This window comes from Sphingobacterium sp. MYb382 (assembly GCF_037572665.1).
Lineage (GTDB): Bacteria > Bacteroidota > Bacteroidia > Sphingobacteriales > Sphingobacteriaceae > Sphingobacterium.
Map to the genome: position 1 here is coordinate 68,622 of NZ_JBBGZT010000021.1, position 25,075 is coordinate 93,696.

The 25,075-nt window shown below is 37.3% G+C and carries 19 protein-coding genes and 1 pseudogene; 12 read left to right on the top strand and 8 right to left on the bottom strand.

Annotated elements, in window-relative coordinates:
* Positions 1 to 36 precede the first annotated feature (36 nt).
* The 4 genes from WH223_RS09165 to WH223_RS09180 all read right to left on the bottom strand — a co-directional run bounded on the left by WH223_RS09165 (position 37) and on the right by WH223_RS09180 (position 3,308).
* Positions 37 to 780, bottom strand: a complete 744-nt coding sequence (locus tag WH223_RS09165; RefSeq protein ID WP_340047291.1) for a zinc ribbon domain-containing protein — start codon at positions 778 to 780, stop codon at positions 37 to 39.
* A 228-nt stretch (positions 781 to 1,008) separates the two neighbouring features.
* Positions 1,009 to 2,106 carry a Nif3-like dinuclear metal center hexameric protein gene (locus WH223_RS09170; RefSeq protein ID WP_340047292.1) on the bottom strand — a complete coding sequence of 366 codons (1,098 nt, stop codon included), beginning with the start codon at positions 2,104 to 2,106 and terminating at the stop codon, positions 1,009 to 1,011.
* The gene (locus WH223_RS09175; RefSeq protein WP_340047293.1) at positions 2,096 to 2,587 is read right to left on the bottom strand and encodes a hypothetical protein; all 492 of its coding nucleotides are present in this window, start codon (positions 2,585 to 2,587) and stop codon (positions 2,096 to 2,098) included. The genes WH223_RS09170 and WH223_RS09175 overlap by 11 nt, the downstream gene beginning before the upstream one ends.
* A gap of 7 nt (positions 2,588 to 2,594) precedes the next feature.
* Entirely contained in the window at positions 2,595 to 3,308 is a 714-nt protein-coding gene (locus WH223_RS09180; protein WP_340047344.1) for an SAM-dependent methyltransferase, read from the bottom strand.
* 119 nt (positions 3,309 to 3,427) lie between these two features.
* Here WH223_RS09180 and apaG point away from each other — a divergent pair, with 119 nt between their 5' ends.
* The 4 genes and pseudogenes from apaG to WH223_RS09205 all read left to right on the top strand — a co-directional run bounded on the left by apaG (position 3,428) and on the right by WH223_RS09205 (position 9,626).
* Positions 3,428 to 3,814, top strand: coding sequence for a Co2+/Mg2+ efflux protein ApaG (apaG, locus tag WH223_RS09185; RefSeq protein ID WP_340047294.1), 387 nt, complete (start codon positions 3,428 to 3,430; stop codon positions 3,812 to 3,814).
* Between the two features lie 248 nt (positions 3,815 to 4,062).
* Positions 4,063 to 5,937 (top strand): annotated as a pseudogene (locus WH223_RS09195) (ABC-F family ATP-binding cassette domain-containing protein).
* A gap of 71 nt (positions 5,938 to 6,008) precedes the next feature.
* Positions 6,009 to 7,868 (top strand): tRNA uridine-5-carboxymethylaminomethyl(34) synthesis enzyme MnmG, encoded by a 1,860-nt coding sequence (gene mnmG, locus WH223_RS09200; RefSeq protein WP_340047295.1) that lies wholly within the window; start codon positions 6,009 to 6,011, stop codon positions 7,866 to 7,868.
* Between the two features lie 78 nt (positions 7,869 to 7,946).
* The gene (locus WH223_RS09205) at positions 7,947 to 9,626 is read left to right on the top strand and encodes an Ig-like domain-containing domain (protein WP_340047297.1); all 1,680 of its coding nucleotides are present in this window, start codon (positions 7,947 to 7,949) and stop codon (positions 9,624 to 9,626) included.
* 505 nt (positions 9,627 to 10,131) lie between these two features.
* Here WH223_RS09205 and WH223_RS09210 read toward each other — a convergent pair.
* Together WH223_RS09210 and nadB are read right to left on the bottom strand one after the other, a co-directional pair.
* Positions 10,132 to 10,641: a gamma carbonic anhydrase family protein gene (locus tag WH223_RS09210; RefSeq protein ID WP_340047298.1), complete on the bottom strand. Its 510-nt coding sequence runs from the start codon at positions 10,639 to 10,641 to the stop codon at positions 10,132 to 10,134.
* 1 nt (position 10,642) lies between these two features.
* Positions 10,643 to 12,238 carry an L-aspartate oxidase gene (gene nadB / locus WH223_RS09215; protein ID WP_340047300.1) on the bottom strand — a complete coding sequence of 532 codons (1,596 nt, stop codon included), beginning with the start codon at positions 12,236 to 12,238 and terminating at the stop codon, positions 10,643 to 10,645.
* 482 nt (positions 12,239 to 12,720) lie between these two features.
* Here nadB and nadA point away from each other — a divergent pair, with 482 nt between their 5' ends.
* The 4 genes from nadA (at position 12,721) to WH223_RS09235 (ending at position 17,673) form a co-directional block, all read left to right on the top strand.
* Positions 12,721 to 13,719 (top strand): quinolinate synthase NadA, encoded by a 999-nt coding sequence (nadA, locus tag WH223_RS09220; protein ID WP_340047301.1) that lies wholly within the window; start codon positions 12,721 to 12,723, stop codon positions 13,717 to 13,719.
* 41 nt (positions 13,720 to 13,760) lie between these two features.
* Positions 13,761 to 14,807 carry a thiamine-phosphate kinase gene (thiL, locus tag WH223_RS09225; RefSeq protein ID WP_340047302.1) on the top strand — a complete coding sequence of 349 codons (1,047 nt, stop codon included), beginning with the start codon at positions 13,761 to 13,763 and terminating at the stop codon, positions 14,805 to 14,807.
* Positions 14,808 to 14,881: 74 nt separating this feature from the next.
* Entirely contained in the window at positions 14,882 to 16,813 is a 1,932-nt protein-coding gene (locus tag WH223_RS09230; protein WP_340047303.1) for an acetoacetate--CoA ligase, read from the top strand.
* A 77-nt stretch (positions 16,814 to 16,890) separates the two neighbouring features.
* Positions 16,891 to 17,673, top strand: coding sequence for a hypothetical protein (locus tag WH223_RS09235; protein ID WP_340047304.1), 783 nt, complete (start codon positions 16,891 to 16,893; stop codon positions 17,671 to 17,673).
* Positions 17,674 to 17,725: 52 nt separating this feature from the next.
* Here WH223_RS09235 and WH223_RS09240 read toward each other — a convergent pair whose 3' ends face one another.
* A complete protein-coding gene (locus WH223_RS09240) occupies positions 17,726 to 19,333 on the bottom strand; it encodes an acyl-CoA carboxylase subunit beta (protein ID WP_340047306.1) in 1,608 nt (535 codons plus the stop codon).
* Between the two features lie 121 nt (positions 19,334 to 19,454).
* Between WH223_RS09240 and WH223_RS09245 the strand changes: the two genes are divergently transcribed.
* From WH223_RS09245 to WH223_RS09255, 3 genes are read left to right on the top strand one after another with little or no spacing between them, the layout of a single operon-like run.
* Positions 19,455 to 20,603, top strand: coding sequence for an acyl-CoA dehydrogenase family protein (locus WH223_RS09245; RefSeq protein ID WP_340047307.1), 1,149 nt, complete (start codon positions 19,455 to 19,457; stop codon positions 20,601 to 20,603).
* A complete protein-coding gene (locus tag WH223_RS09250) occupies positions 20,596 to 21,444 on the top strand; it encodes a hydroxymethylglutaryl-CoA lyase (RefSeq protein ID WP_340047308.1) in 849 nt (282 codons plus the stop codon). The genes WH223_RS09245 and WH223_RS09250 overlap by 8 nt, the downstream gene beginning before the upstream one ends.
* Positions 21,445 to 22,188, top strand: a complete 744-nt coding sequence (locus tag WH223_RS09255; RefSeq protein ID WP_340047309.1) for an enoyl-CoA hydratase/isomerase family protein — start codon at positions 21,445 to 21,447, stop codon at positions 22,186 to 22,188.
* On the opposite strand, the gene WH223_RS09260 is transcribed toward WH223_RS09255, so the two are convergent.
* Positions 22,185 to 22,958: a segregation and condensation protein A gene (locus WH223_RS09260; protein ID WP_340047310.1), complete on the bottom strand. Its 774-nt coding sequence runs from the start codon at positions 22,956 to 22,958 to the stop codon at positions 22,185 to 22,187. The two genes, WH223_RS09255 and WH223_RS09260, sit on opposite strands and share 4 nt — an antisense overlap.
* Before the next feature lie 124 nt (positions 22,959 to 23,082).
* Here WH223_RS09260 and dxs point away from each other — a divergent pair, with 124 nt between their 5' ends.
* On the top strand, positions 23,083 to 25,014 hold the full coding sequence (gene dxs / locus WH223_RS09265; RefSeq protein WP_340047311.1) for a 1-deoxy-D-xylulose-5-phosphate synthase: 1,932 nt from the start codon (positions 23,083 to 23,085) through the stop codon (positions 25,012 to 25,014).
* The last annotated feature ends 61 nt before the right edge of the window (positions 25,015 to 25,075 follow it).

Consider the following 25,075-nt stretch of genomic DNA (forward strand, 5'->3'; position numbering starts at 1 on the left):
GACCTTATGGGTCGCTTTCCTTATATCTCTTGTAGATTATCCGTTTTCTTCTTCAAAAACGATACCTTCATCAACAATCACTCTACCGCAGTGTTCGCAGATAATGATTTTTTTACGTTGACGGATCTCAGATTGTAACTGAGGTGGTATCTTGTTGTAACAGCCTGAACAGCTATCACGCTCGATAGAAACAACAGCTAAACCGTTACGGAAAGAATTACGCAATTTAGAGTAAACCTTAATCAAACGATCTTCAATCTTCGTTTCTGCTACAGCAGCTTTTTCTAATAGGCCATTTTCTTCCTTCTCCGTTTCCGAAGTAATGGTTTCCAATTCCTTTTTCTTAACGTCTAGTTCACTTTTGCTATAGCCAAGGTTTGTTTGCGTACTTTCGTAGTTTTCAGTTTTGTTTTTAATTTCAAACTCAGCCTCACGAATACGTTTTTCACAAACTTGAACTTCTAATCCTTGAATTTCAATTTCCTTAGAAATAGCATCATACTCACGATTATTTTTAACCTCATTCAACTGTCCTTCATATTTCTTGACAGCAGCTTGAGCATCTTTAATCATGTTCTTACGCTTAACGATAGAATCTTCTAATTCATCAAGATCTGTTCTGATCTTTTCCATACGTGTATCAAGACCAGCGATCTCATCTTCTAGATCGGCAACCTCGATAGGTAATTCACCACGTACTTGACGGATTTTATCTATCTTAGTATGTACGGACTGTAAAGCCCATAATGCTTTTAACTTTTGTTCTACGGTTTGTTCCATTAACTGTAGTATTTTATAGAGTGATTGTACAATTTAACCTAACACCTTAAAAACAAGCGTTTTTCAGTGTTTAATATGTGCTGCGTTACTTAACGAAACACGGAAGAAGCCATACAGCAAGCACCTAAAATAGTGAACTACCTTCGGACTTAAGCCATTATGCCTTCTAATAAAGTATGCAAAGATACTATTTTTTGTTCAGTTTATTTAATTTCTTATGCTATCTGATCAATAATAATATTTCACCGGATTTGTATTTACCTCCGTTAGCAATAAAGGAAGGTCGACAAACTCCTCATGCAAAAGATCAAATAAGAGTTCCTGCGTATATTGTTCACTTTCAAAATGACCTATGTCGGCAATAACTAAACTGTCTTCAGCATCGAAAAACTCATGATATTTAAAATCTCCTGTTACAAACACATTTGCACCAGAGCGTTTTGCATGCTCTAAAAGAAAGCTGCCAGCACCACCACAAATAGCGACACGTACTACTTCTTTATCCAAATAAGGCGTATGCCTAATAACGGATAAATTTAATTTTTCTTTTAAATAGCCTAAAAACTCAGCCTCTGTTTGTCCGGACGGAAGGTTACCAATGATTCCTGAACCTACCTGGTGAAGCGTATTTTCTAACGTAATAAGATCATGCGCGACTTCTTCATAGGGATGAGCGGAATACATAGCAACCAATATAGAGCGCTCCTTAAAAGATGGGAAAACGACTTCTATTTTAGTTTCCTCCACACGCTCTTGTTGCCCAATTTCTCCAAGCGTAGGATTTGCATCTTGGCCAGCACGGAAAGTACCATAACCAATACTATTAAAACTACACTCGTCATAATCGCCAATAGCACCAGCACCAGCCTCGAATAATGCTGTACGTACAGATTCAACGTGCGTACGCGGAACGAATACCGTCAGTTTTTTAATCAATCCTGATTTCGGGTTTAAGATGGCCGTATTTTCTAAACCTAACTTCTCGGCTATTTTACTATTTACGCCACCAAGCACATTATCCAAATTGGTATGAATAGCATACAAAGCGATATCATTTTTAATAGCTTTCAAAACGACACGCTCAACGTAGTTTTTACCGTTAAATTTCTTTAACCCTTTAAAGACGATAGGATGATGCGTAATGATTAAACCACATCCTTTTTCTATAGCTTCATCAACAACAGCCTCCGTACAATCAAGCGCAATAAGGACGCGTTGAACGGTATCATTTGGGTTGCCGACGATAAGACCAGAATTATCGTAAGATTCCTGGTAAGATAGGGGAGCTATGCGCTCTAAATAACTTGTAATAGCACTAATTTTCATATTTCTCCTTTTCTTGAGCGGCGTAATCAACGCCATAATGTGCGATATGTAATTTCAGTAAACTTTTATGCTGTGCGATACGAATCCAATAGGTGATAAAATAAACTAAATGTAATAGCGCCAATGTCACCAAAATAAACATGGGTAGCGGAATGTTACTCAAAAGAAAAGTCCATGCAAATAATAAGCCTGACTTCTGCGTTGGATTTTCCTCTGCTTCAATCTGACGATCGTAAAACTCATTATTCAAAGAGTCTCCTAGTCGTCTAACTACTTCAAAATTCCAATAAATATTGAAAAAAGGAATCGCTAAGAACCAAGCCTGTTTTGGCAAAATACATTGATTTTCTTTCTTAACCAACTTCAACGTACTATAAACGGTATAGGCAAAGAACAACCAAATGATGATGCGAATTATCCCACCGATGAGTGCAAATTGCAACATTTCTTCTGTTATACCTCCTGGGAAATATTCTGACATATGCTTTCTAGTTACTAAATATTAAAAATATGGTGGGCTTCTTATGTAAATCTGGACTTTTCTTCTTCCATTCGGAAATAGGTAAAGTCAATACATATTCATCATCGGCCGTTAGATTACAAGCTACGCAAAGTTTGGTTTGCGGTTTACATGTACGTAAAAGCTCTTCAAATAAAGTGCCGTTACGAAACGGAGTCTCAATGAATATTTGTGTTTGTGCTTCTTTTTGGGATTGAACCTCCAAGCTTTTAATCTTTTGCGACCGTGCTGCTTTATCAATAGGCAGATAACCTTGAAAGGCAAATTTCTGTCCATTAAACCCTGAGGCCATCAAAGCAAGCAATATCGAACTTGGGCCAACCAAAGGAATGACTTTTATACCGCGACGATGAGCCTCAGCAACAACCTCCGCGCCAGGGTCAGCAACGCCCGGACATCCAGCATCCGACATCAACCCAATATCTTTGCCCGCCAGTGCTCCTTTGAAAATCAAGTTGTAATCAACCTTTTCACGCACATGTTTTCCAAAGTCATGAATTGTTAAATCTGATTGCGGAATCTTTAATCCGGCCTGCTTTAAAAATTTACGAGCTACTTTTTCATTTTCGACCACATACTCATCAATTTCTTGAATGATTTCTTGGTGCAGTAGGGTATAAGAAGATTTCTCCTTTCCTTCAGCTAAAGGGACAGGAATGAGATATAAAGATCCTAATGACATACCCAAAACTACAAAATAAAGAATCATTACAACATCATATTAAGCAAACAAAATCAAAGAAAATTTGATTTTTACTAGATAATATATATTTTGGTGCAGATTAATAACTTTTTAGGCTAATGAATACACAAATCACAGCAGGCGTGAAAGTATCCGTTGATGTTATTTATCAACCGGAATATTCCAATCCGGAGAAATTTCATTATATGTTCTCCTACCAAATCACCATTGAAAATTTAGGTGAATATACCGTTCAACTTCTAAACAGACATTGGGACATTTTTGACGCTATCGGCGAGCTGAGCCAAGTCGATGGTGAAGGTGTCGTAGGGGAGAAGCCAATCTTGGCTCCTGGCGCCGTCCATCAGTATGTTTCAGGATGCAATCTAAAAAGTGAAATAGGCTATATGTCCGGCTACTACGAGATGATAAGAGAATTTGATGGACAAATTTTTATTGTCGATATCCCACGTTTTAATTTGATCCCGACCTTTAAACTTAACTAAATTTCAATTCCTGTGTAAATTCTCTACGGTTTAACGTTCAGAAACACTTTTACCACAAATATTTATTTATTTTTGTGCTTGGAATACTATGCCCTTTCCACATTCATTTATCAATAGAAAATGAATGACGCTTTTTCCGAAAGGAAATTGATACTAAAAAGGATATAAAAATTCCTAAACAACTCTTTTACAGCACGTTATAAAGAGTGTTTTTGTAAGTAACATATTGATAATAAATAAATTACACATTGAGTATTTTAGCAACAGAACAAGTAAGTCATTCTTTTAATGATCGCTGGTTATTCAAAAGCTTACACTTTGGCCTATTAAAGGGTGATCGTGTAGCGCTTGTTGGTATCAACGGAACAGGTAAATCAACTTTATTAAAAATTCTAGCCGGCATAATTGTCCCAAATGAAGGTAAAGTTGTTAAAGAAAAAGGAATCCGCATCGGCGTATTAGCGCAAGATCCAGATTTCACTGGAATGAAAACTGTAAATGATTTCATCTACAGTGCCGACAATGAGCAACAGCAGTTAATAAAATAATACGAACTTTTATTAAGTAGCGACGATATTGACCACGACAAGCTAGCCGATCTTACAGACAAGATGACGGCAATGGAAGCATGGGAGTATGAACATGATATTAAAACGATTTTAAACCGTTTACAGATTTCAGACTTCGAGCAGGATATCCATAGTCTTTCCGGTGGTCAGAAGAAAAGACTTTCCTTAGCTAAATTATTAATCGATGATCCGGACGTTTATATTTTATATGAGCCTACCAACCATTTGGATATTGAAACCATCGAGTGGCTGGAGAAGCTTCTAACAACAGGAAATAAAACAGTCCTTTTAGTTACCCACGATCGTTACTTCTTAGACAACGTGTGTAATGAAATCCGTGAACTCGACAAAGGTCAAGTATACCTGTACAAAGGAAATTATACCTACTTCTTAGAGAAGAAAGCCGAACGCGAAACAATTGATGTAGCCATGGCAGACAAGGCTAGAAATTTACTTCGCCGCGAATTGGAATGGATGCGTCGCCAACCCCAAGCTCGTGGGACAAAATCAAAAGCACGTATCGAAGCTTACTACGATCTAGAAGATAAAGCCAAAGGTCCACAGAAAAAAGAACTCGTTCAGCTTTCGGTAAAGGTGAGTAGGCAAGGTGGAAAAATCCTCGAGCTAGAAAATGTATCTAAATCCTTTGGAAGTAAAAACATCATTAAAGACTTTACCTATACATTCAAAAAAGGAGACCGCATTGGTTTATCTGGAAAAAATGGAACAGGAAAATCTACACTACTTAATTTAGTTACCAATTTAATCCAACCAGATGGTGGAGCGATTAGCTTTGGGGAAACGACTAAATTTGGTTACTACAAGCAAGGAGGATTATCCTTCACCGATCAAGACCGTGTTCTTGATGTTGTAAAAAACATAGCCGAGTATATTGAGATGGCAAACAAAGATGTCATCACAGCATCACAGCTATTAACCTTATTCTTGTTTCCACCAGAAAAACAATATGCGATGGTAAGCAAGTTGAGTGGGGGTGAAAAGAAAAGACTTCAACTGATGCGTGTATTGATGGGCAGTCCGAACTTCTTGATTCTCGATGAGCCTTCCAATGATTTGGATATCGATACCTTAAACGTACTGGAGGAATTCCTAGAAAATTACCCAGGCGTATTGCTACTGGTATCACACGACCGTTACCTTGTCGACAAACTTACCGATCAGCTTTTCATATTTGAAGGTGAAGGTAAGATCAGAATCTATAATGGAAATTACGCCGACTACAAAACGGAAATTGAAAACACGCTAAAAGAAAAGAAAGAGCAAGAGAAGGGTGGTACTCCAGTAGTCGTTGAAAAAAAAGAAAACAATCCTACTCCGGAAAAGAAAACACTCAGCTATAAGGAGCAAATCGAATACAACAAGCTCGAAGCAGAAATACAAGAGCTCGAAGATTTAATCTCCACAAAGACAACAACGCTAAACACGCTAAGCAATCACGAAGAGCTGGCACAGTTGGCAAAAGAAATCGAAACAAACAAGGCTGAACTTGAACAAAAATCAGAACGTTGGTTGAGTTTAGCAGAATACTTATAAAAAGAACACGTTCCACGTGAAACATATTTCACCAAATTTTGTTTCACGTGGAACACTGATAAAAAACAAAGATGTTTAATAAATACAATGTAATTGTAGTAGGAGCAGGCCATGCTGGCTGTGAAGCGGCAGCTGCAGCAGCGAACTTAGGTTCGTCTGTTTTACTCATCACGATGAACATGGGCGTTATCGCCCAAATGAGTTGTAACCCTGCTATCGGTGGTGTAGCAAAAGGACAGATCGTTAGAGAGGTTGATGCTATGGGTGGATACACCGGAATCATAGCCGATAAATCAACGATACAATTCCGTATGCTTAATCGTTCAAAAGGACCAGCTATGTGGAGCCCGCGTACACAAAATGATCGCATGCGCTTTGCTGAAGAATGGAGATTAACCTTAGAATCTTTGCCAAATTTAGATATGTGGCAAGATACCGTTAAAGAAGTTATCGTAGAAAACGGACAAGCAAAAGGTGTTATTACTTCATTAGGCATACGCATCGAATCGGATTCCGTTATCTTAACGAATGGTACTTTCTTAAATGGTACAATCCATATTGGTGAGAAAAAATTTGGTGGAGGCCGTACGGGAGAGAAAGCGGCTACAGGATTGACAGAACAATTGGAGAGCTTAGGTTTCGAATCAGGAAGAATGAAAACGGGAACTCCTCCTCGTATTGATGGCCGTTCGCTAAACTATTCTTTAATGGAAGAGCAATGGGGCGATACTGATAAAGGTAGATTCTCATATACTGATGTAGCTATTCCTACAGAACAACGTTGCTGCTGGATTACTTATACGAACGATAAAGTACATGATATTTTAAAAACAGGCTTTGATCGTTCGCCAATGTTTACTGGAAGAATTAAAGGTCTTGGACCACGATACTGTCCATCTATTGAGGATAAAATAAATCGTTTCGCAGAAAGAGATCGTCACCAAATATTTGTAGAACCAGAAGGATTCAATACTGTAGAGATATATGTAAATGGTTTTTCTACATCTTTACCAGAGGATGTACAGTTAAAAGCATTACGTTTAATTCCAGGTTTCGAAAATGCAAAAATGTATAGACCTGGTTATGCCATCGAGTATGACTTTTTCCCACCTATGCAATTGGACTTAACACTCGAAACTTTACGCGTTAAACACTTATTTTTTGCTGGACAAATAAATGGTACGACCGGATATGAAGAAGCTGCAGCGCAAGGATTCATTGCTGGTATCAATGCACACCAACGTATTAATGACTTACACGAACTAATTTTAAAAAGATCAGAATCGTATATTGGTGTATTAATTGATGACCTTGTTACCAAAGGAACGGAAGAACCGTATCGTATGTTTACATCGCGCGCAGAGCACCGTTTACTATTAAGACAAGATAATGCTGATATTCGTCTGACACCAATTGCTCATAAATTAGGTTTAGTAGGAGACGATCGTTTAGCTAAAGTGGAGAAGAAAATTAAAGACTCTGATGCACTTGTTGAATACATGCGCAATACAAATATACCTGCAGACTTAATTAATCCTACATTAGAAAAATTAGGAACTAGCCCTGTACAACAGAAAACAAGACTGTTCAATATATTAAGCAGACCGCAGATTAGCATCCAAGTATTAGCAGAAGCGGACAAACAATTCGCTAGTCACTTAGCACAATATGATGCAGACACGATTGAGCAAACAGAAATTAAGGTTAAGTACGATAGCTATTTTGAGAAAGAAATGGAGATCGTAAACAAAATGAAAAAAATGGAGGACAAAGAAATCAATCCAGATTTTGATTATAAAAGCTTAACTTCACTATCTACCGAAGCTCGCGAAAAACTATTAAAGGTAAAACCGCGTACTTTAGGACAGGCATCTCGTATTTCGGGTGTTTCTCCTTCTGATATCAGTATTCTGATGGTTCACATGAATTAACAATCTGATTATCAATACATTATATAATAAATAAAACACAGTTAAAATAAAGCGATATAAGACAATATTTTAAATTTTATGATACTAGACTCCAAAAAGTATAAAAAGCTTTTAAAAAGCCCAAAAAAGGGCTATTCAAGGAAGATCGTTTTTTTCGGCTTTATTTTACTGTTTTGTAGTACACTGATTCGTTGTGCTAACATACAAAGACCTACTGGTGGACCAAAAGATTCATTACCACCAAAATTATTAAATGAATCTCCGGTAAATCTTATGCGCAATTTTAAAGAGCGTAAAATTGTACTGAGCTTTGATGAATTTATTAAACTAAATAATCAGTTTAAAGAATTTAGTATTAGCCCAGATCTGGAGGTCCAACCAATCTTTAAAGTAAAAAAGAAGGACCTAATTATTGATCTACCAGATTCATTGGAAGCGAACACTACCTACACAATTAATTTTGGTAAAGGTCTAACAGATTACAATGAGGGCAACCCAATCTTAAACTATACGTATGTATTCTCTACCGGAAAAGAATTAGACTCTTTATCTGTAAAGGGTTCAGTAAAGAACGGCTATACCAAAGCCTTCGATCAGAAAAAGGATGAAAATATAAAAGTATTACTAATCCCTACTTCGCAAGATTCGATTTTTGGTAAGCGGAAGGCTAATATTTTTGCCAATGTGGATACATCAGGAAATTTTACCTTTAGAAATCTACGTGAAGATACCTACCGTATTTACGCACTCAAGGAACAAAATAACGATCGTATTTTCAATGGTAATGATGAATGGCTGGGTTTCCTACATGATAGTATTGTCCTCAACAAAAACGTTGAAGGCATCCATTTAGAGCTAACGAAAAACAAGCCTAAAGTATTTCGTACACTAGATAAGAAAATAGAAAATGCTGGCTATGCACTTTTGACTTTCAACCAAGGTCTAAACGAACCCAGCACGCGTATCTTATTTCCGGAAACATTAAATCAATCGAAAATAGAGAAATTCAGTTTCAACAAAGACAGTTTGAAAATCTATTTTGAGAAAGCAGAACTAGATTCCATGAAAATAGAATTAACAGACGCTGGAAAAATCATAGATACGATATTGATTAAAACATCGAAAAATCAAAAATACGAGAGGGATATCAAACCAAGCTTAAATATAAATGGAAAGGTAGATCGCGTTAAACATATCCGTTTGACGAGCTCCTCACCAATAGCGTCAATTGATAAGTCAAAAATTGAAATACTGGAAGATTCCGTTTCAAGAAGAAACTTCCAATTGCAGCAAGATACAACGGACCGTGAATTGTACTATATACGCTATAACTGGAGACCAAAGCGTAACTACGAATTGGTCATTAAAGAGAAAGCTATGCTGGGCCCATACGATGATTTTAATAAGGAATATAAAATGAAATTTACCTTAGACGAATCCGATAATTATGGGAATATATCCTTCACAATAGCTAAAGTAGATAGTACACAACAGTACATTGTTGAGCTAATAGATGATCAAAAAGAGAAAGTTTTTGATAGACGCATACTTAAAAATGGAGAACGTGTTATTCCTTATAAAGACTTTCCTGGTGGAAAATACAGCTTACGCGTCATCTACGACACCAACAAAAATGGACGTTGGGATCCTGGTGATGTATATACAAACACGCAAGCCGAAAATATATGGTACTTGGGTAAAACATTCACGATACGGGCCAATTGGGATCAAAATGAAACCATCGACCTAGATAAGTAAAACAAAAGGGGAAAGATTAAATCTTTCCCCTTTTTATCTTTCGGCCTAATGCTAAATGATATTCACTGCTACTTCCTATAAATAAGGCCTATAAAGCGCCCTAAGAACGTTTACCAAGAAATAGTATCATCATTGCTATGAAAGCCTAAAATAACCTTAAAACGACTAAAATAAGGCTTCATAAAAGGCATAGCCTATTGAAATAAAGAGTTATACGATATGGAACAATATCATACCAACTAATATTCATAGATATTGCCTATAAGTGATGTATATAAGGCGTTCTAAGAACATTTATTAAGGAATAGCAGTATTTACTATCAAAACCCAAAATGGTCTGAAAACGACTAAAATAAGGCTTCATAAAAGGCATAGCAAATTGAAATAAAGAGTTATACGATATGGAATAATATCATACCAAATGATATCAATAGATATATTTTAGAAATAAGACCTATAATACGTTCTAAAAACGATTGAAATAAAGCCATGGGGAACGCATAGCCTATTGAAACCAAGAGCTATACAACACGTAATTATGTGGTAATTGCTTCAGTAAGTCCAATTGTTCCGCTGTAAGCAGCTTAATCTTCTTCGCTGGTATTCCAGCATATAAATAGCCAGACTCACAATGTGTTCCTTCTAAAACAACAGCACCAGCCGCAATAATCACATTAGACTCAATCACGACACGGTCCATTACAATTGCGCCCATACCAATCAACACATAATCATGAACTACGCAACCATGAACAATGGCTTTGTGTCCTATATTAACATAATTACCGATGTCAGTACCATTCTTTTCATAGGTACAATGGATGACTACACCATCTTGAATATTGGTATAATCGCCAATTCTAATATAATTAACATCGGCACGAATAACCGCATTAAACCAAACCGAACAATGAGAACCTAGCTTAGCATCGCCTACAATAGTTGCATTTTCAGCAATAAAAACATCATCAGCAATATCAGGAAAAATGCCCAAAACGGGCTGTATCAACGCCATATTATAATATTGTATCTATAAGATTATCAGATTTTTGCGGATAATCTGTGGTATAATGCAAGCCTCTACTTTCTTGTCTATTCATTGCCGATTTAACAATCAAATAAGAAACTTGAATAACATTACGCAGCTCACATAATTTTACAGAAAGCTTGGTGTTTTTATAAAAATCTTCCGTCTCCTCATATAAAAATCCAAGACGACGCATGGCACGATCCAATCGAAAATCGGAACGTACAATACCCACATAATCACTCATCAATTTTTGTGTCTCTCTTAAATTATGCGTAACCAGGATTTCTTCATTCAATAATTGAACTTTTGACTCGTCCCAATTCGGAATTCCTTCCGCAAAATCTACTTGGTCTACCGATTTTATGGAATCTTCGAAAATTCGGTGAGCATAAACAACAGCTTCCAATAATGAGTTAGAAGCCAGTCGATTAGCGCCATGCAATCCGGTAGATGAACATTCGCCGCAGGCGTAAAGTTGTTTAATACTTGTTTTACCAACAGCATCAACTAAAACACCACCACATAAATAGTGTGCTGCTGGTGTAACTGGAATAAAATCCTTACACATATCCAATCCTATAGACAAACATTTTTCATAAATATTTGGAAAATGTGCTAAAATATCCGCTTTACTACGATGTGTAATATCTAAATAAACAAAATCAATACCTGATTTTTTCATCTCACTATCTATAGCGCGTGCTACGATATCGCGTGGAGCAAGCGATCCACGTTCATCATATTCCTCCATAAAGGAGTCTCCATTAATACGTCTTAAAACACCACCAAAACCACGTACAGCTTCAGAAATTAAAAAAGCCGGTGAATCTTTAGGGTTATATAAGGAAGTAGGATGAAACTGCATAAATTCCATATTACGCACTTTTCCTTTTGCACGATACACCATGGCAATACCATCGCCTGTAGCAATTGTGGAATTCGTCGTACTGGCATATACGTGACCAGCTCCGCCCGAAGCCATTAATGTTATTTTACTTAAAAAAATCTCAATTGCACCAGTACGTGTATTCAAAGCATAAATTCCGAAACACTGAATATCGTTGGTACTTTTATCCACATGTACACCTTGATGATGCTGCGTGATCAAATCAACAGCAAAATAATGAGTAAGTATTTCTATGTTAGGATGTTGATGAACTTTTTCTAATAAAGCACGCTCAATTTCATAGCCTGTAATGTCTTTATAGTGCAAAATACGATGTGTAGAATGTCCACCTTCACGTGCCAAATCATAATGGCTATCATCCACTTTATCGAAGTTGGTACCGTAATCTATCAGCTCTTTTATACGCTCAGGAGCTTCCCTAACAACGTTTTCCACAATTTCCACATGGCATAAACCGTCGCCAGCAACCTCAGTATCAGCAATATGCTTTTCAAAGCTGTCAGACTTATCCACAACTGCAGCTACTCCACCTTGTGCATATTTCGTATTGGACTCATCTTCGTTAGATTTAGTGACAATCAACACTTTATGCTTTTCTGCAACCTTCAAAGCAAAGCTCAAACCTGCAATTCCAGAGCCTATAATCAAAAAATCTACTTTTCTATTCACCGTCATAGCTACCTATTGTAGTAAAACCACTTTTTACAAGGAACAAATTAACAAAATATGTGGATAACATGTATATAAAGCGTTAACTAAAAATGAAAACTTTAAAACTTTCCACATTTTTGCCGGATTTCAACAAATTCCTACGAAAGATTAACAAAATATTAAGCTCATATTAACATTTTCCACGTGAAAAGTAATTCACAAAAAATTCTTGAAAGAGAAAAACGTGAAAAATTAGAAACCTGAAAATCAAGACCTAAATTGTGTAAAAGTGTGGATAAGTTGTTTAAAAGAACAGAACAACCATAGTTCAAACAAAAATTTCACTGCATTATCCCCATTTTCCACACACTAATAAACAATAAGAATCCTTTTTATAAAAAACATTGTTATTTATTGAAAAAAAGGAATGTGGATTTCGTTTCATTTTCTTTCCCTACTTTTGTATCGTTGAAGTTTTAAACATTAGCCGTGGAAAAAAGAAGATAATGAATACAGTTTTTGAAAAAGATCTCGAATCCAAGGGATATATCGATGAATCCATCGATCCAACCCTTGATATTGTCGCTGAAATTCAACGACTTAAGCAAGAAAAGAATGCTGTAATTTTGGCGCACTATTATCAAGATGCTGAAATACAGGATATTGCTGATTACATAGGCGATAGTCTTGGTTTGTCGCAACAAGCCGCTAAGACTGACGCAGAAGTAATTGTTTTTGCCGGCGTTCATTTTATGGCAGAGACAGCGAAGGTATTATCGCCCTCGAAAAAAGTACTTTTGCCAGACTTAAAAGCAGGATGCTCATTATCAGATAGTTGCCCAGCACATCTTTTTGCGAAATTTAAAGAGAAACATCCTGATCATATTGTCATCACTTATGTGAACTGTACAGCGGAACTTAAAGCTTTATCTGACATCGTTTGTACGTCCAGTAATGCCGTACAAATCGTTCAGAGTTTGCCAAAAGATCAAAAAATTATCTTTGGTCCTGACCGCAATTTAGGGGCTTACGTGATGAAGAAGACAGGACGCGATATGGTGTTGTGGAATGGTGCTTGTATGGTTCACGAGATTTTTTCGCTTGATAAAATTTCCGATTTACGTGCGCAATTTCCGGATGCTAAATTTATTGCGCATCCTGAATGTGAAGAACCTATATTGCAACAAGCTGATTATGTGGGTGCTACATCCGGGTTGTTGAAATATACAATTGAGAATGAAGCTTCTACGTTTATTGTGGCTACGGAATCTGGAATTTTGCATCAAATGCAAAAATCTAGCCCAACGAAAACTTTTATTCCCGCTCCGCCAAATAACGTTTGTGCCTGCAATGATTGTCCACATATGAAATTGAATACGTTAGAAAAGTTGTACAACTGTCTGAAGTATGAATTACCAGAAGTGGATTTGCCAGCTGATATTATTGAAAAAGCGAGAAGACCAATCGAGCGTATGCTTGAAATTTCTGAAAAATATGGATTGTAAATCATAACTATTTGATTTACAGATTTTAATTGAATTAAACTATGTTTGATAATAAAGATAGAACTGCTATCCATGAGCTCGGTGAGTTTGGATTGATAGATTATTTGACGAAAGCAGTAGAAATAACAGAACCATCCACAATCAAAGGAATTGGCGATGATGCTGCTGTTTTAGATTTTAAGGATAAAAAAACATTAATATCTACTGATTTACTTTTGGAAGGCGTGCATTTTGATTTACGCTATGTTCCTTTGAAACACCTTGGTTATAAGGCTGTTCAAGTAAATCTTAGTGATATTTATGCAATGAATGGTAAGGCATCACAGATTACTTTTTCCATTGGTCTTTCTTCTAAATTTCCGCTAGAGGCTGTAGAAGAGATTTATGAAGGCGCTCTCATTGCCTGTAAAAAATTTAATGTAGATCTTATCGGTGGAGATACCTCTGCATCGACGCAAGGTTTAGTAATTTCCGTTACGAGTATTGGTTATGTCGATGAGCATAAAATTGCTTATCGTTCTGCAGCAAAAGAAGGTGATCTTTTATGTGTGAGTGGTGACCTGGGTGGTGCTTATGTTGGCTTACAATTATTGGAGCGTGAGAAGAAAATATTCTTGGAAAACCCTAATATTCAGCCAGATCTGGAAGGTAAAGACTATATTGTTGAACGTCAGTTAAAGCCTGAAGCTCGCAAAGATATCGTTGAATTATTCGATATTTATGATATTCAACCTAACGCAATGATTGATATTTCTGATGGTTTAGCTTCTGAAATTATCCATATTTGTAAAGCATCGAAAGTTGGTTGTAAGCTTTATGAGGAGAAAATTCCTATTGATCCAATGACTTATGAAACGGCTCGTGAGTTTGGATTGGATCCTACAGTTTGTGCGTTAAGTGGGGGTGAAGATTATGAACTTTTGTTTACTGTTCCGCAAGATCAGTATGACAAAATTAAAAATCAACTCGATATTACCATTATTGGCCACATTACGGAAGAGAATGCAGGTTGTGAAATGATTTCTAAATCTGGAAATGTATATCCAATTTCGGCCCAAGGATGGAATGCTTTCCGAACGGAAGATTAATATAAAAGCTTAAAAGTCTGTGTTTAACACAGACTTTTCTTATCTTTAGTACTACCGTACCAATTGTAGACGAGATGAGAAAATTAATTTGGAAACCCACCGAATCCTATATAAAATCATCTACTTTATATAGTTTTCAGCAGTATGTAGAGCATACCTATAATCGTTGTTTTTTAGACTATGAGTCTTTTCATAGCTGGTCAATTGCACATAGTGAAAAGCTATGGGAAGCCGTTTTAAATTATTTTGAAATATCCTTTTCTGGCTCCATAAGTAAGGTAATAGACTGGGACAAAAATGATAGTGATTTTATTCAAGCGAAGTGGTTTCCAGGTCTTTTTTTAAGCTATGCTGAGCATATATTTAAGGCTAAAAAACCTGAAGATATTGCCTTGAAATATGGTGATGAAAGCGGTAATTTCATCGAAATTTCTTGGTTAAAATTGACCGAAAAAGTATTCATTTTTCAGCAATATATGCGTGAAAATGGACTACAAAAAGGTGATCGAGTCGCTGCCATCTTGAACAATACCGTAGATAGTATAGCTTTGTTTTTAGCGGCTAACTCATTGGGTGCCATATGGTCTTGTTGTTCTCCAGATTTTGGAGATCAAAGTGTAAAAGAGCGTTTTGAACAGATTGAGCCTAAAATGCTCTTTATGGAAACGGAATATACTTATAATGGTAAAACATTTTATAAGAAAAATACACTTGATTTTTTGCGTGATAATTTACCTTATTTAGATCATATTATTGACTTAAATAGTAATGATTTTCACCGTTTTTTTGAGGGCTATAATCCGGCTTCTTTATTTTTTGAAAGGGTTGCCTTTGATGATCCCATTTGGATCCTTTATTCTTCGGGTACAACAGGTAAACCTAAAGCCATAACACATCGTTCAGGAGGTAATTTATTGGAACATTTTAAAGCATTGGCTTTACATCAAAATGTCCTTCCTGGAGAGAACTTTTTGTGGTATACCACAACGGGATGGATGATGTGGAATTATGCTTTATCCTCTTTGTTATGCGGAGCTACTTTATGTCTCTATAATGGTGCAATACAGTTTGATGAGCATCAATCTTTCTGGCGTTTCGTACGTCGTGCTCAAGTAGACCATCTCGGTGCTGGAGCGTCCTATTTTTCAAGCATCATGGATTTGGATATTCCTGATTATCAACCGAAGGTTATAGGCTCAACAGGTTCTCCATTAGCTACGGATGCTTTCGAAAATTTACAAGCAAAATTTCCGAATACTCATATTATATCCTTAAGTGGTGGTACCGATGTGTGTAGTGCTTTTTTATCAGGTTGTGCCTATAAAGAGGTGTATGCCGGCGAAATACAATGTCGTACGTTAGCCGCTGATATTGTCGCTATTAATGAAAACGATGTTGAATTGTTTGATGCTGTGGGTGAGCTTGTTATCAAGCAACCAATGCCGTCGATGCCCTTATATTTTTGGAATGATACAAATGATGAGCGTTATAGAGCTAGTTATTTTGAAACATCCAATAATCAACGTAATGGAAAAGCTTTGTGGCGTCATGGGGATTGGATTCAAATAAAACCTGATGGTGGAATTGTTATGCATGGCCGTTCTGATGCTACTTTAAACAGGGGAGGTGTACGTATTGGTACTGCCGAGATTTATAATGTAGTAGATCGTATTCCTGGTGTAATAGATAGTCTTGCTATTGGATTAACCAATGCGGATAAGATTGATCAAATTATGCTGTTTATTCAGCTCGGAGATGGGCATGATATTGATGTACTTGTACCCTTAATAAAGCAAGCACTTAGGCAGACTTATAGTGCAAGACATGTTCCAGACCTGTTTTATGCTGTCCCTGAAATACCTTATACCCTTAGTGGTAAGAAGCTAGAAATACCCGTTCGCAAACTGTTTTCTGGTTTGCCATTAGAAAAAGCGGTGAGTACGGCTATTATGCGAAACCCTGATAGTTTGGCGGCTTATGTAGAACTTGCTAAAATATTTAATTAGTTAAATCGTTATAGCTAAATTGTTCATTTACAGTTATGGAGCGGTTTCTTAGGAAATATGTTATTTTTGCTGGCATTATGATCCTAAATTTTAAACCTTATGCTATTTGGCTCGCTAGTAGTCTAATAGGAATTTTCAGTACATTTCATGTTGTAAAGGCGCAGGACAGTTTGGCTAGACCTATGCCAGAGAAGGCTAACTATGTGAAGATAGAAATATTTTCTATTGGTGCCAGTGTTGACTTAGCTTCTTCAGGAGGAAAAGCTAATGCTGAACTTGTAGGTAGCAGGCAAAATGTTGCTTTTTCATCAAATTTCCGTTTAACACACCTTTTTTCTCCAAAATTAGGATGGTATGGTGCTTTAAAGCTCGATTTATTAAAAGAGAAGAAATCACCCTATTATGATGGAATACCTGTAGGAGAGATGCTTATGCAATTGTTTTATGGTGGTTATACGCCAGCAGTAGCGGCTGAGGGTGGACTCATTTATCGCATAGAAAAAGGACGTTGGGATATTCATCCTCGAATGGGATTTGGTTATGGTATATTTTTGCTAGACCGAGATTCTGATAAAAGTAAACCTCTTGAAAATGGGACTGTACAGCGTAATGTATATACACAAAGAGCATCTGGTGCGCTGCTAAGTCTTGGTTTGAGCAGTCATTACTTTATAAGTAGAAGAAGCTTTTTGTCTTTTAATATAGGTTTTCAACAGCCTTTAAAAAGTTCCTATGGCCAACTAGACACTTTCTTAAATGATGTTCCTGCGGAAAGTAAAAGATACAGTAGTGCCGGAATTGGAAGAGATTTGAACTTCGGTGTGGGCTATGGTTTTACTATAGGAAAACGTAAGTTATAAGGAATTTAGTAAGAATTTTATAAAATAAGGGGCACTATGGCCCCTTATATTTTTAAGTCTGAATGACGCCTACATTATATCTATCCATCGTTGGATTATGATTTGCGGCTTCAATGCCCATGGATATGATTTTGCGCGTTTCAACAGGGTCAATAACACCATCAACCCATAATCGTGCAGCAGCATAATAAGGACTTAATTGACGATTGTATTGTTCCTCAATATCGGATAGCAGTTTATTTTTTTCTTCTTCCGATAAGGTAACTCCTTTAGATTTTAACGCTGCTTCTTGAATTTGTAATAAGGTTTTTCCTGCCGTAGCACCGCTCATAACAGCCATACTTGCTGTTGGCCATGCATAAATAAGACGTGGATCATAGGCCTTGCCACACATCGCATAGTTCCCTGCGCCATAGCTGTTTCCAACAATAAATGTGAATTTTGGCACCACAGAATTGGCCATTGCATTCACCATTTTTGCACCGTCTTTTATTATCCCCCCTTGCTCTGAACGTGAACCTACCATAAATCCAGTTACATCTTGGAAGAATACCAGTGGTATCTTTTGCTGATTACAATTCATGATAAAACGAGCAGCTTTATCCGCAGAGTCTGAATAGATAACGCCGCCCATCTGCATTTCAGTGCTATTACCAGGCTTCTTTGCTTTGACTACTTCCCGTTGATTAGCAACAATACCTACCGCCCAACCATCAATTCTTGCAAGTGCACAAATGATTGTTTTTCCATAGTCTTTTTTATATTCTTCTAAAGAATCTTTATCGACGATGGCTTTAAGCAATTCCACCATATTATATGGCTTGAGCCTGTCTAAGGGTAAGATATCGTATAATTTCGTCGCTGGATAAGCTGGACCTAACGCTTCTTTGCGTGAAAAATGTGCTTGTTGACTACCACCAAATTTATCGACTATATTTTTTATAGCATCAAGGCAGCTTTCATCATTGGGATACTTGTTGTCTGTTACACCCGATATTTCACAGTGCATTTGTGCACCACCTAACGATTCATTATCAATGACTTCACCAATAGATGATTTTACAAGGTAGGAGCCTGCTAGAAATACAGAGCCTGTACCTTCAACAATCAACGCATAATCCGACATAATAGGTAGATAAGCACCACCAGCTACGCAAGAACCCATGATTGCTGCTATTTGCGGAATACCCATAGCCGATAACTTAGCATTGTTACGAAAGATACGTCCAAAATGTTCTTTATCAGGAAATATCTCATCTTGCATAGGCAGATATACGCCTGCTGAATCGACCAAGTAGATAATAGGAATATGATTTTCCATAGCTACTTCTTGTGCGCGCAAATTTTTCTTTCCCGTCATCGGAAACCAAGCACCAGCTTTCACCGTTGCATCGTTGGCAACAACAACACATAGTTTTTCTTGGACGTAGCCTAGGACTACAACAACGCCAGCATTTGGGCATCCTCCATGTTCAGCATAGAGCGAATCGGCGGCAAATTTACCAATCTCCGTGTAAGGACGATTGTCATCAAGCAGGTAGCTTATACGCTCCCAAGCGGTGAGCTTACCCTTTTCTTTAAGTTTCTGAATTTTCTCTAGACCACCCCCCAATTGCAGCTTCTCTGATTTATGCTTAAGCTGTAACAGTAAATCTTGCATACGTCTGTGATTTAAAATGTCGTAATTTATAAATGGTATAATATTATGAAATTATTAAAATTTTAAATTATCAATTGTTTTTTATAATTTTCACATATCCGATATAAACTTACAAAATATTATGCTACAAATATTCGAAAATGAGCAATTAGCTTTGGTTCGACAAACAGCTCGAAAATTTGCCAAAGATTTTATTAAACCACATATAATGGACTGGGATGAGTCTCAACATTTTCCCATAGATTTATTTAAAAAAATGGGAACCTATGGTTTCATGGGGATGCTTGTTCCGGAGAAATTTGGCGGTGCCGGTTTAGATTATCAAGCCTACGTTACGGTTTTGGATGAGATATCACAAGTTTGTGGATCCATTGGTCTATCCGTTGCTGCCCATAATTCTTTATGTACGAATCACATTTTATCCTTTGCCAATGAAGAACAAAAGGCTAAATACTTACCTCTTTTAGCTTCTGGCGAATGGATAGGTGCTTGGGGATTGACCGAAACAGGGTCTGGCTCTGACGCCGGAGGATTGGCTACAACAGCGGCTCTTGATGGCGATTATTATGTAATAAATGGGTCTAAGACCTTTATTACACATGCTATTAGTGGTGATGTGGCTGTCGTCATGGTACGAACAGGAGAAAAAGGAAACAAAAGAGGCGTTTCTGCATTTATTATAGAAAAAGATACCCCCGGATTTTCGGCAGGCCAGAAGATGGATAAATTAGGAATGCGTGCTTCAGAAACGGCGAGTTTATTTTTTGATAATTGTAGGGTTCACAAAGATCAGTTGATTGGTAAAGAAGGTGAAGGGTTTGTACAAGCATTAAAGTTGTTGGATGGTGGTCGTATTTCTATTGCTGCTTTATCATTAGGTATAGCACGTGGAGCCTATAAATGCGCTTTACGTTATGCGCATGAACGTGAACAATTCGGACAGAAGATTTTCGGTTTTCAGGATGTTAGTTTTAAGTTAGCACATCTGGCGACACAGATTGAAGCTTCAGAACTGCTAATTCGTCAGGCAGCCGCTTTAAAGAATGAAGAAAAGAAAGTAACCAAAGAGGGGGCAATGGCTAAGTTGTTCGCTTCGGAGGTAGCAGTAGAAGTAGCCAATGAAAGTGTACAGATTCATGGTGGATATGGTTTTACGAAGGATTATCCAGCGGAGAAATTTTTTAGAGATGCCAAGTTATGTACCATAGGAGAAGGTACTAGCGCTATTCAAAAGATGGTTATAGCACGCGAAATTAGTAAAGATGTCTAGATTTGAAAAGGTACAGTTAGTGGATTGCCCACGTGATGCCATACAGGGTATTGAACATTTTATTCCAACGGCGAAAAAAATAGATTATATAAATCAGTTGGCTGCAAGTGGGCTCTTTGATTATATTGATTTTGGAAGCTTTGTATCGCCGCAGGCAGTACCTCAACTACGAGATACAGAAGAGGTACTTGCAGGTATTAATAAAAAAACGAGTAAGCTTATTGCCATTGTCGCCAATTCAAAAGGAATAGAACGTGCTTTGCCTTTTCAAGCTATTGATTACCTAGGTTATCCTTTCTCTATGTCGGAGACCTTTCAATTGCGTAATACGAAGATGAACCAAGAAGCAGCATTTCAGGTTATCGAACAAGGAAAAGAACGTATGGCACAAGCTGGTAATCAAGAGTTATTGGTGTATTTGTCTATGGGTTTTGGTAACCCCTACGGAGATACCTGGTACCCTGAGTTGGTTTTGGAATGGATGGAACGTTTGGTACAGGCAGGGATACATACTTTTTCCATAGCAGATACGACTTCAGAGGCTACACCAGAGCAAGTGGAATCAATGTTTAGTTTGATTCATAGAACTTTTCCAACGGTGGAGTTACGTATTCATCTACACAGTCGTATAGAAAGTGCTTTATTGAAAATTGAAGCTGCCTATGCTGGTGGATGTCGTATTTTTGAAGGTGCGATAATGGGCTACGGTGGATGTCCTTTTGCGCAAGATGATTTGGTTGGAAATATTCCTTCAGAACTTTTGCTACATGAATTTAAACAACCCGATAATAAGGTTGTAGCCGATCTGTTGCAAGGATTTCAAAACCTAATAAAAGAGTAGATGAAGTATAATTTTATTAAAACTAAACAAGAAGATTTTTGCTATTATCTAACGTTAGCTCGTGCCGAAAAGCGTAATGCTTTTACCCCGACGATGGTTAATGAGATTGCTCATGCTATTCATGAGGCAAATACTAATCCTGCTATTAAGTTGGTGATTCTTCAGGCTGAAGGCCCTGTTTTTTGTGCAGGCATGGATTTAAAGGCTTTTCAAGATACTGCTGTCGATCGGTCTAATCCGGCGCTCGAGCAGCAAATCTTGTCTTTAGGAGAGGTAATGGATAAACTTCATAAACCCTCAGTAGCCTGGGTTGAAGGAGATGTTATTGCTGGTGCATTTCTCTTTATTGCCAATTGTACTTATGTTTTTAGTCGTAAAGATGTACGTTTTAGGCTGCCCGAATTGGCAATCGGTTTATTCCCTTTTCAGGTTATGGTTAGCTTATTAAAGGTAATGTCGGAGAAAAAAATGTTACAATTGTGCTTAGACACTCATTATTTTGATGCAGCAGTAGCACATGGTTATGGGCTCGTTGATGGCTATATCGAAGACCAAGATCTAAGCCTTTTTATTCAACGTTTTCAAGCCTTCAATGGGGAAACCTTAAAGGCAGGAATAGCTGCCGCAAAGCAATTGAATGCTATACCAATGGCAGACCGATATCCTTATTTATTAAATGAGTTAGATCAATTACGCGAAATAGCTAAGGTTGATGATGCCTTTACGAAAGAGCCTAAAAGTTAATTGAGATCCGTTCTTTTTTCAATCCAGAAGCTATTATAGCCGATTCCTACTTGAATTTCTAGAAGTCGTTGTTGTAGCATCTCTAAAATAGCTAGGAAGTTGTATACAAATTGAACCTTGTCTTTAGAGTGCAGCGCAATCTGGTGGAAGTCCAATTTACTATTGATTTCAATCAGTTCAGCAATTGCTTTTTTCTGCTGTTCAATAGTATATGGATATTTAATGACGGTGTGGGTTACTTCCATGATGCGATGTGTAAAGTTGAACATCATCTTTTCATAGACCATCAATAATTTATATAAGTCAAATGAAGCTAAATCTTCGTCAGTTTTATCCTTTTTACGGGCTATTTTATTGTCGAGGAGAATATTTCCACGGGAGTGAAGCTTCATTCTGTTTTCCTCAAAAACACGCATCTCTTCACAGATTTCTTTGAACTGTTTGTAGAGAATAAGTTTTTGGGTAAGTTCCTTTTTAAGATCGATTTCATTTTCGGGATCATCGACATCATAACGAGGAAGCAGCATTTTAGCCTTAATACGCATTAAAGTAGAAGCTACGAAAATAAATTCACTAGCCAATTCGATGTTCAAGGATTGCATTTTTTGTATATAATCCAAGAAATCGTCGGTAATTTTTGAAATTGGAATATCATGAATATTTAATTCATCTCTTTCAATAAAAAAAAGCAAGAGGTCAAATGGACCTTCAAACTGCTCTAATTTAATTTCGTAACCCTCTGTCTGCATATTCAGTTCAAAAATAAGCATTTGCTGTATATTTCAGAAGGTTATTTTAAGGGATTTAAATAAAAGACGAAACTATTATTTAACTATATTGTTCTGTAGTTTAATGAATAAGTCGTTAATTTGTAACTTATTTACAGGAAAGCATATGCAAGTAGAAGCGGGTTCGCTATTACAAAAGATAAATGATCCTTCTGATTTAAGAAAGCTTAGTGGGAAGGAGTTAGAAGAGGTTTGTACGGAATTAAGGCAGTTCATTATTGATATTGTATCCGTAAATGGAGGGCATTTTGCAGCTAGTTTAGGCGTTGTCGAACTTACTGTGGCCTTGCATGCCGTCTTAAATACACCTTATGATCAAATAATTTTTGACGTGGGGCATCAGGCCTATGGCCATAAAATACTTACTGGACGACGTGACGTATTTCATACCAATCGTATCCTAGGTGGTATTTCTGGTTTTCCAAAACGAGGAGAGAGCGAATACGATACTTTCGGTGTAGGCCACTCATCGACGTCCATTTCTGCAGCTTTAGGTATGGCAGTAGCTTCCGAATATAAAGGAGAGACTGACAGACAGCATGTCGCTATTATTGGTGATGGTGCGCTGACTGGTGGTATGGCGTTTGAGGCTTTAAATCATGCTGGTATTGAGAAATCCAATCTCTTGGTTATTCTTAATGATAACTGTATGTCTATCGATCCTAATGTTGGAGCGATGAAAGAGTATCTAACAAGTATTACCACCTCAAAAAGCTATAACAAGTTTCGTGACGAGTTGATATCCGTGTTGGCCAAGATTTCCAAAAATGGTGGTCCTGATGCATACGGATGGGCTAAGAAATTGGAACAAAGCATTAAAGGAACGTTATTGAAAAACGCCAATCTATTTGAATCTTTAAATTTTAGATACTTTGGTCCTGTTGATGGTCACGATGTCAATAAATTAGCGAAGACTTTGGAAGATTTAAAACATATTCCAGGACCTAAATTATTACATGTTGTTACGTTAAAAGGTAAAGGCTATGCTTTAGCGGAAAAAGATCAAACAAAATGGCATGCACCAGGTTTGTTCGATAAAATAACTGGCGAAATCAAAAAGTCGGTATCCGATAAACCAAAACCACCAAAATACCAGGATGTATTTGGACATAGTTTGGTAGAGCTCGCAGAAGCAAATGATAAGATTATGGGAATTACGCCGGCTATGCCGTCGGGTTCTTCTTTAAATATTATGATGAAGGCCATGCCTAATCGTGCATTTGATGTAGGTATTGCAGAACAGCATGCTGTAACTTTTAGTGCAGGATTGGCAACGCAAGGGCTTGTACCTTTTTGTACCATCTATTCATCGTTTATGCAACGTGGTTACGATCAAGTTATCCATGATGTTGCTTTGCAGAAACTAAATGTTGTTTTCTGTTTAGATAGAGCAGGGGTTGTCGGTGCTGATGGACCAACACATCACGGTGCTTATGATATTGCTTTTATGCGTTGTATTCCTAATATGGTTGTTTCTGCGCCAATGAATGAGGAAGAGCTACGTAATTTAATGTATACTGCTCAATTGCCTAATCAAGGACCATTCTCTATTCGTTATCCGCGAGGAAATGGTGTGATGGTCGATTGGAGACGTCCGTTCCAAGCTATACCTATTGGTAAGGGACGTAAGCTTAACGATGGAGAAGATGTCGCTATATTAAGCTTAGGTGCTATTGGAAATGAAGCTACGCACGCTATCCAAGTATTAAACGAAGAAGGTATCCATCCGGCACATTACGATATGCGCTTTGCGAAGCCTTTAGATGCAGAGCTTCTGCATGAGGTATTCCGTAAGTTTAATAAAGTGATTACGCTCGAAGATGGATGTATTGTGGGAGGTTTCGGATCTGCTATCGTAGAGTTTATGGTAGACCATGGTTACCAAGCGCAAGTTATTCGACTGGGTATGGCTGATGAAGTTGTAGAGCATGGTGAACAAGAAGAACTGTGGCGAGTTTGTGGATATGACGCAAGTTCGATTATAATGGAGGTGAAAAAGCTAACCAAAGGCTTAAAGACATCAACAATGGTATCTTAATAACACTAACGAAAATAAATTAAGGGAAGATTTAAAAAGTCTTCCCTTTTTTGTTTTTTTA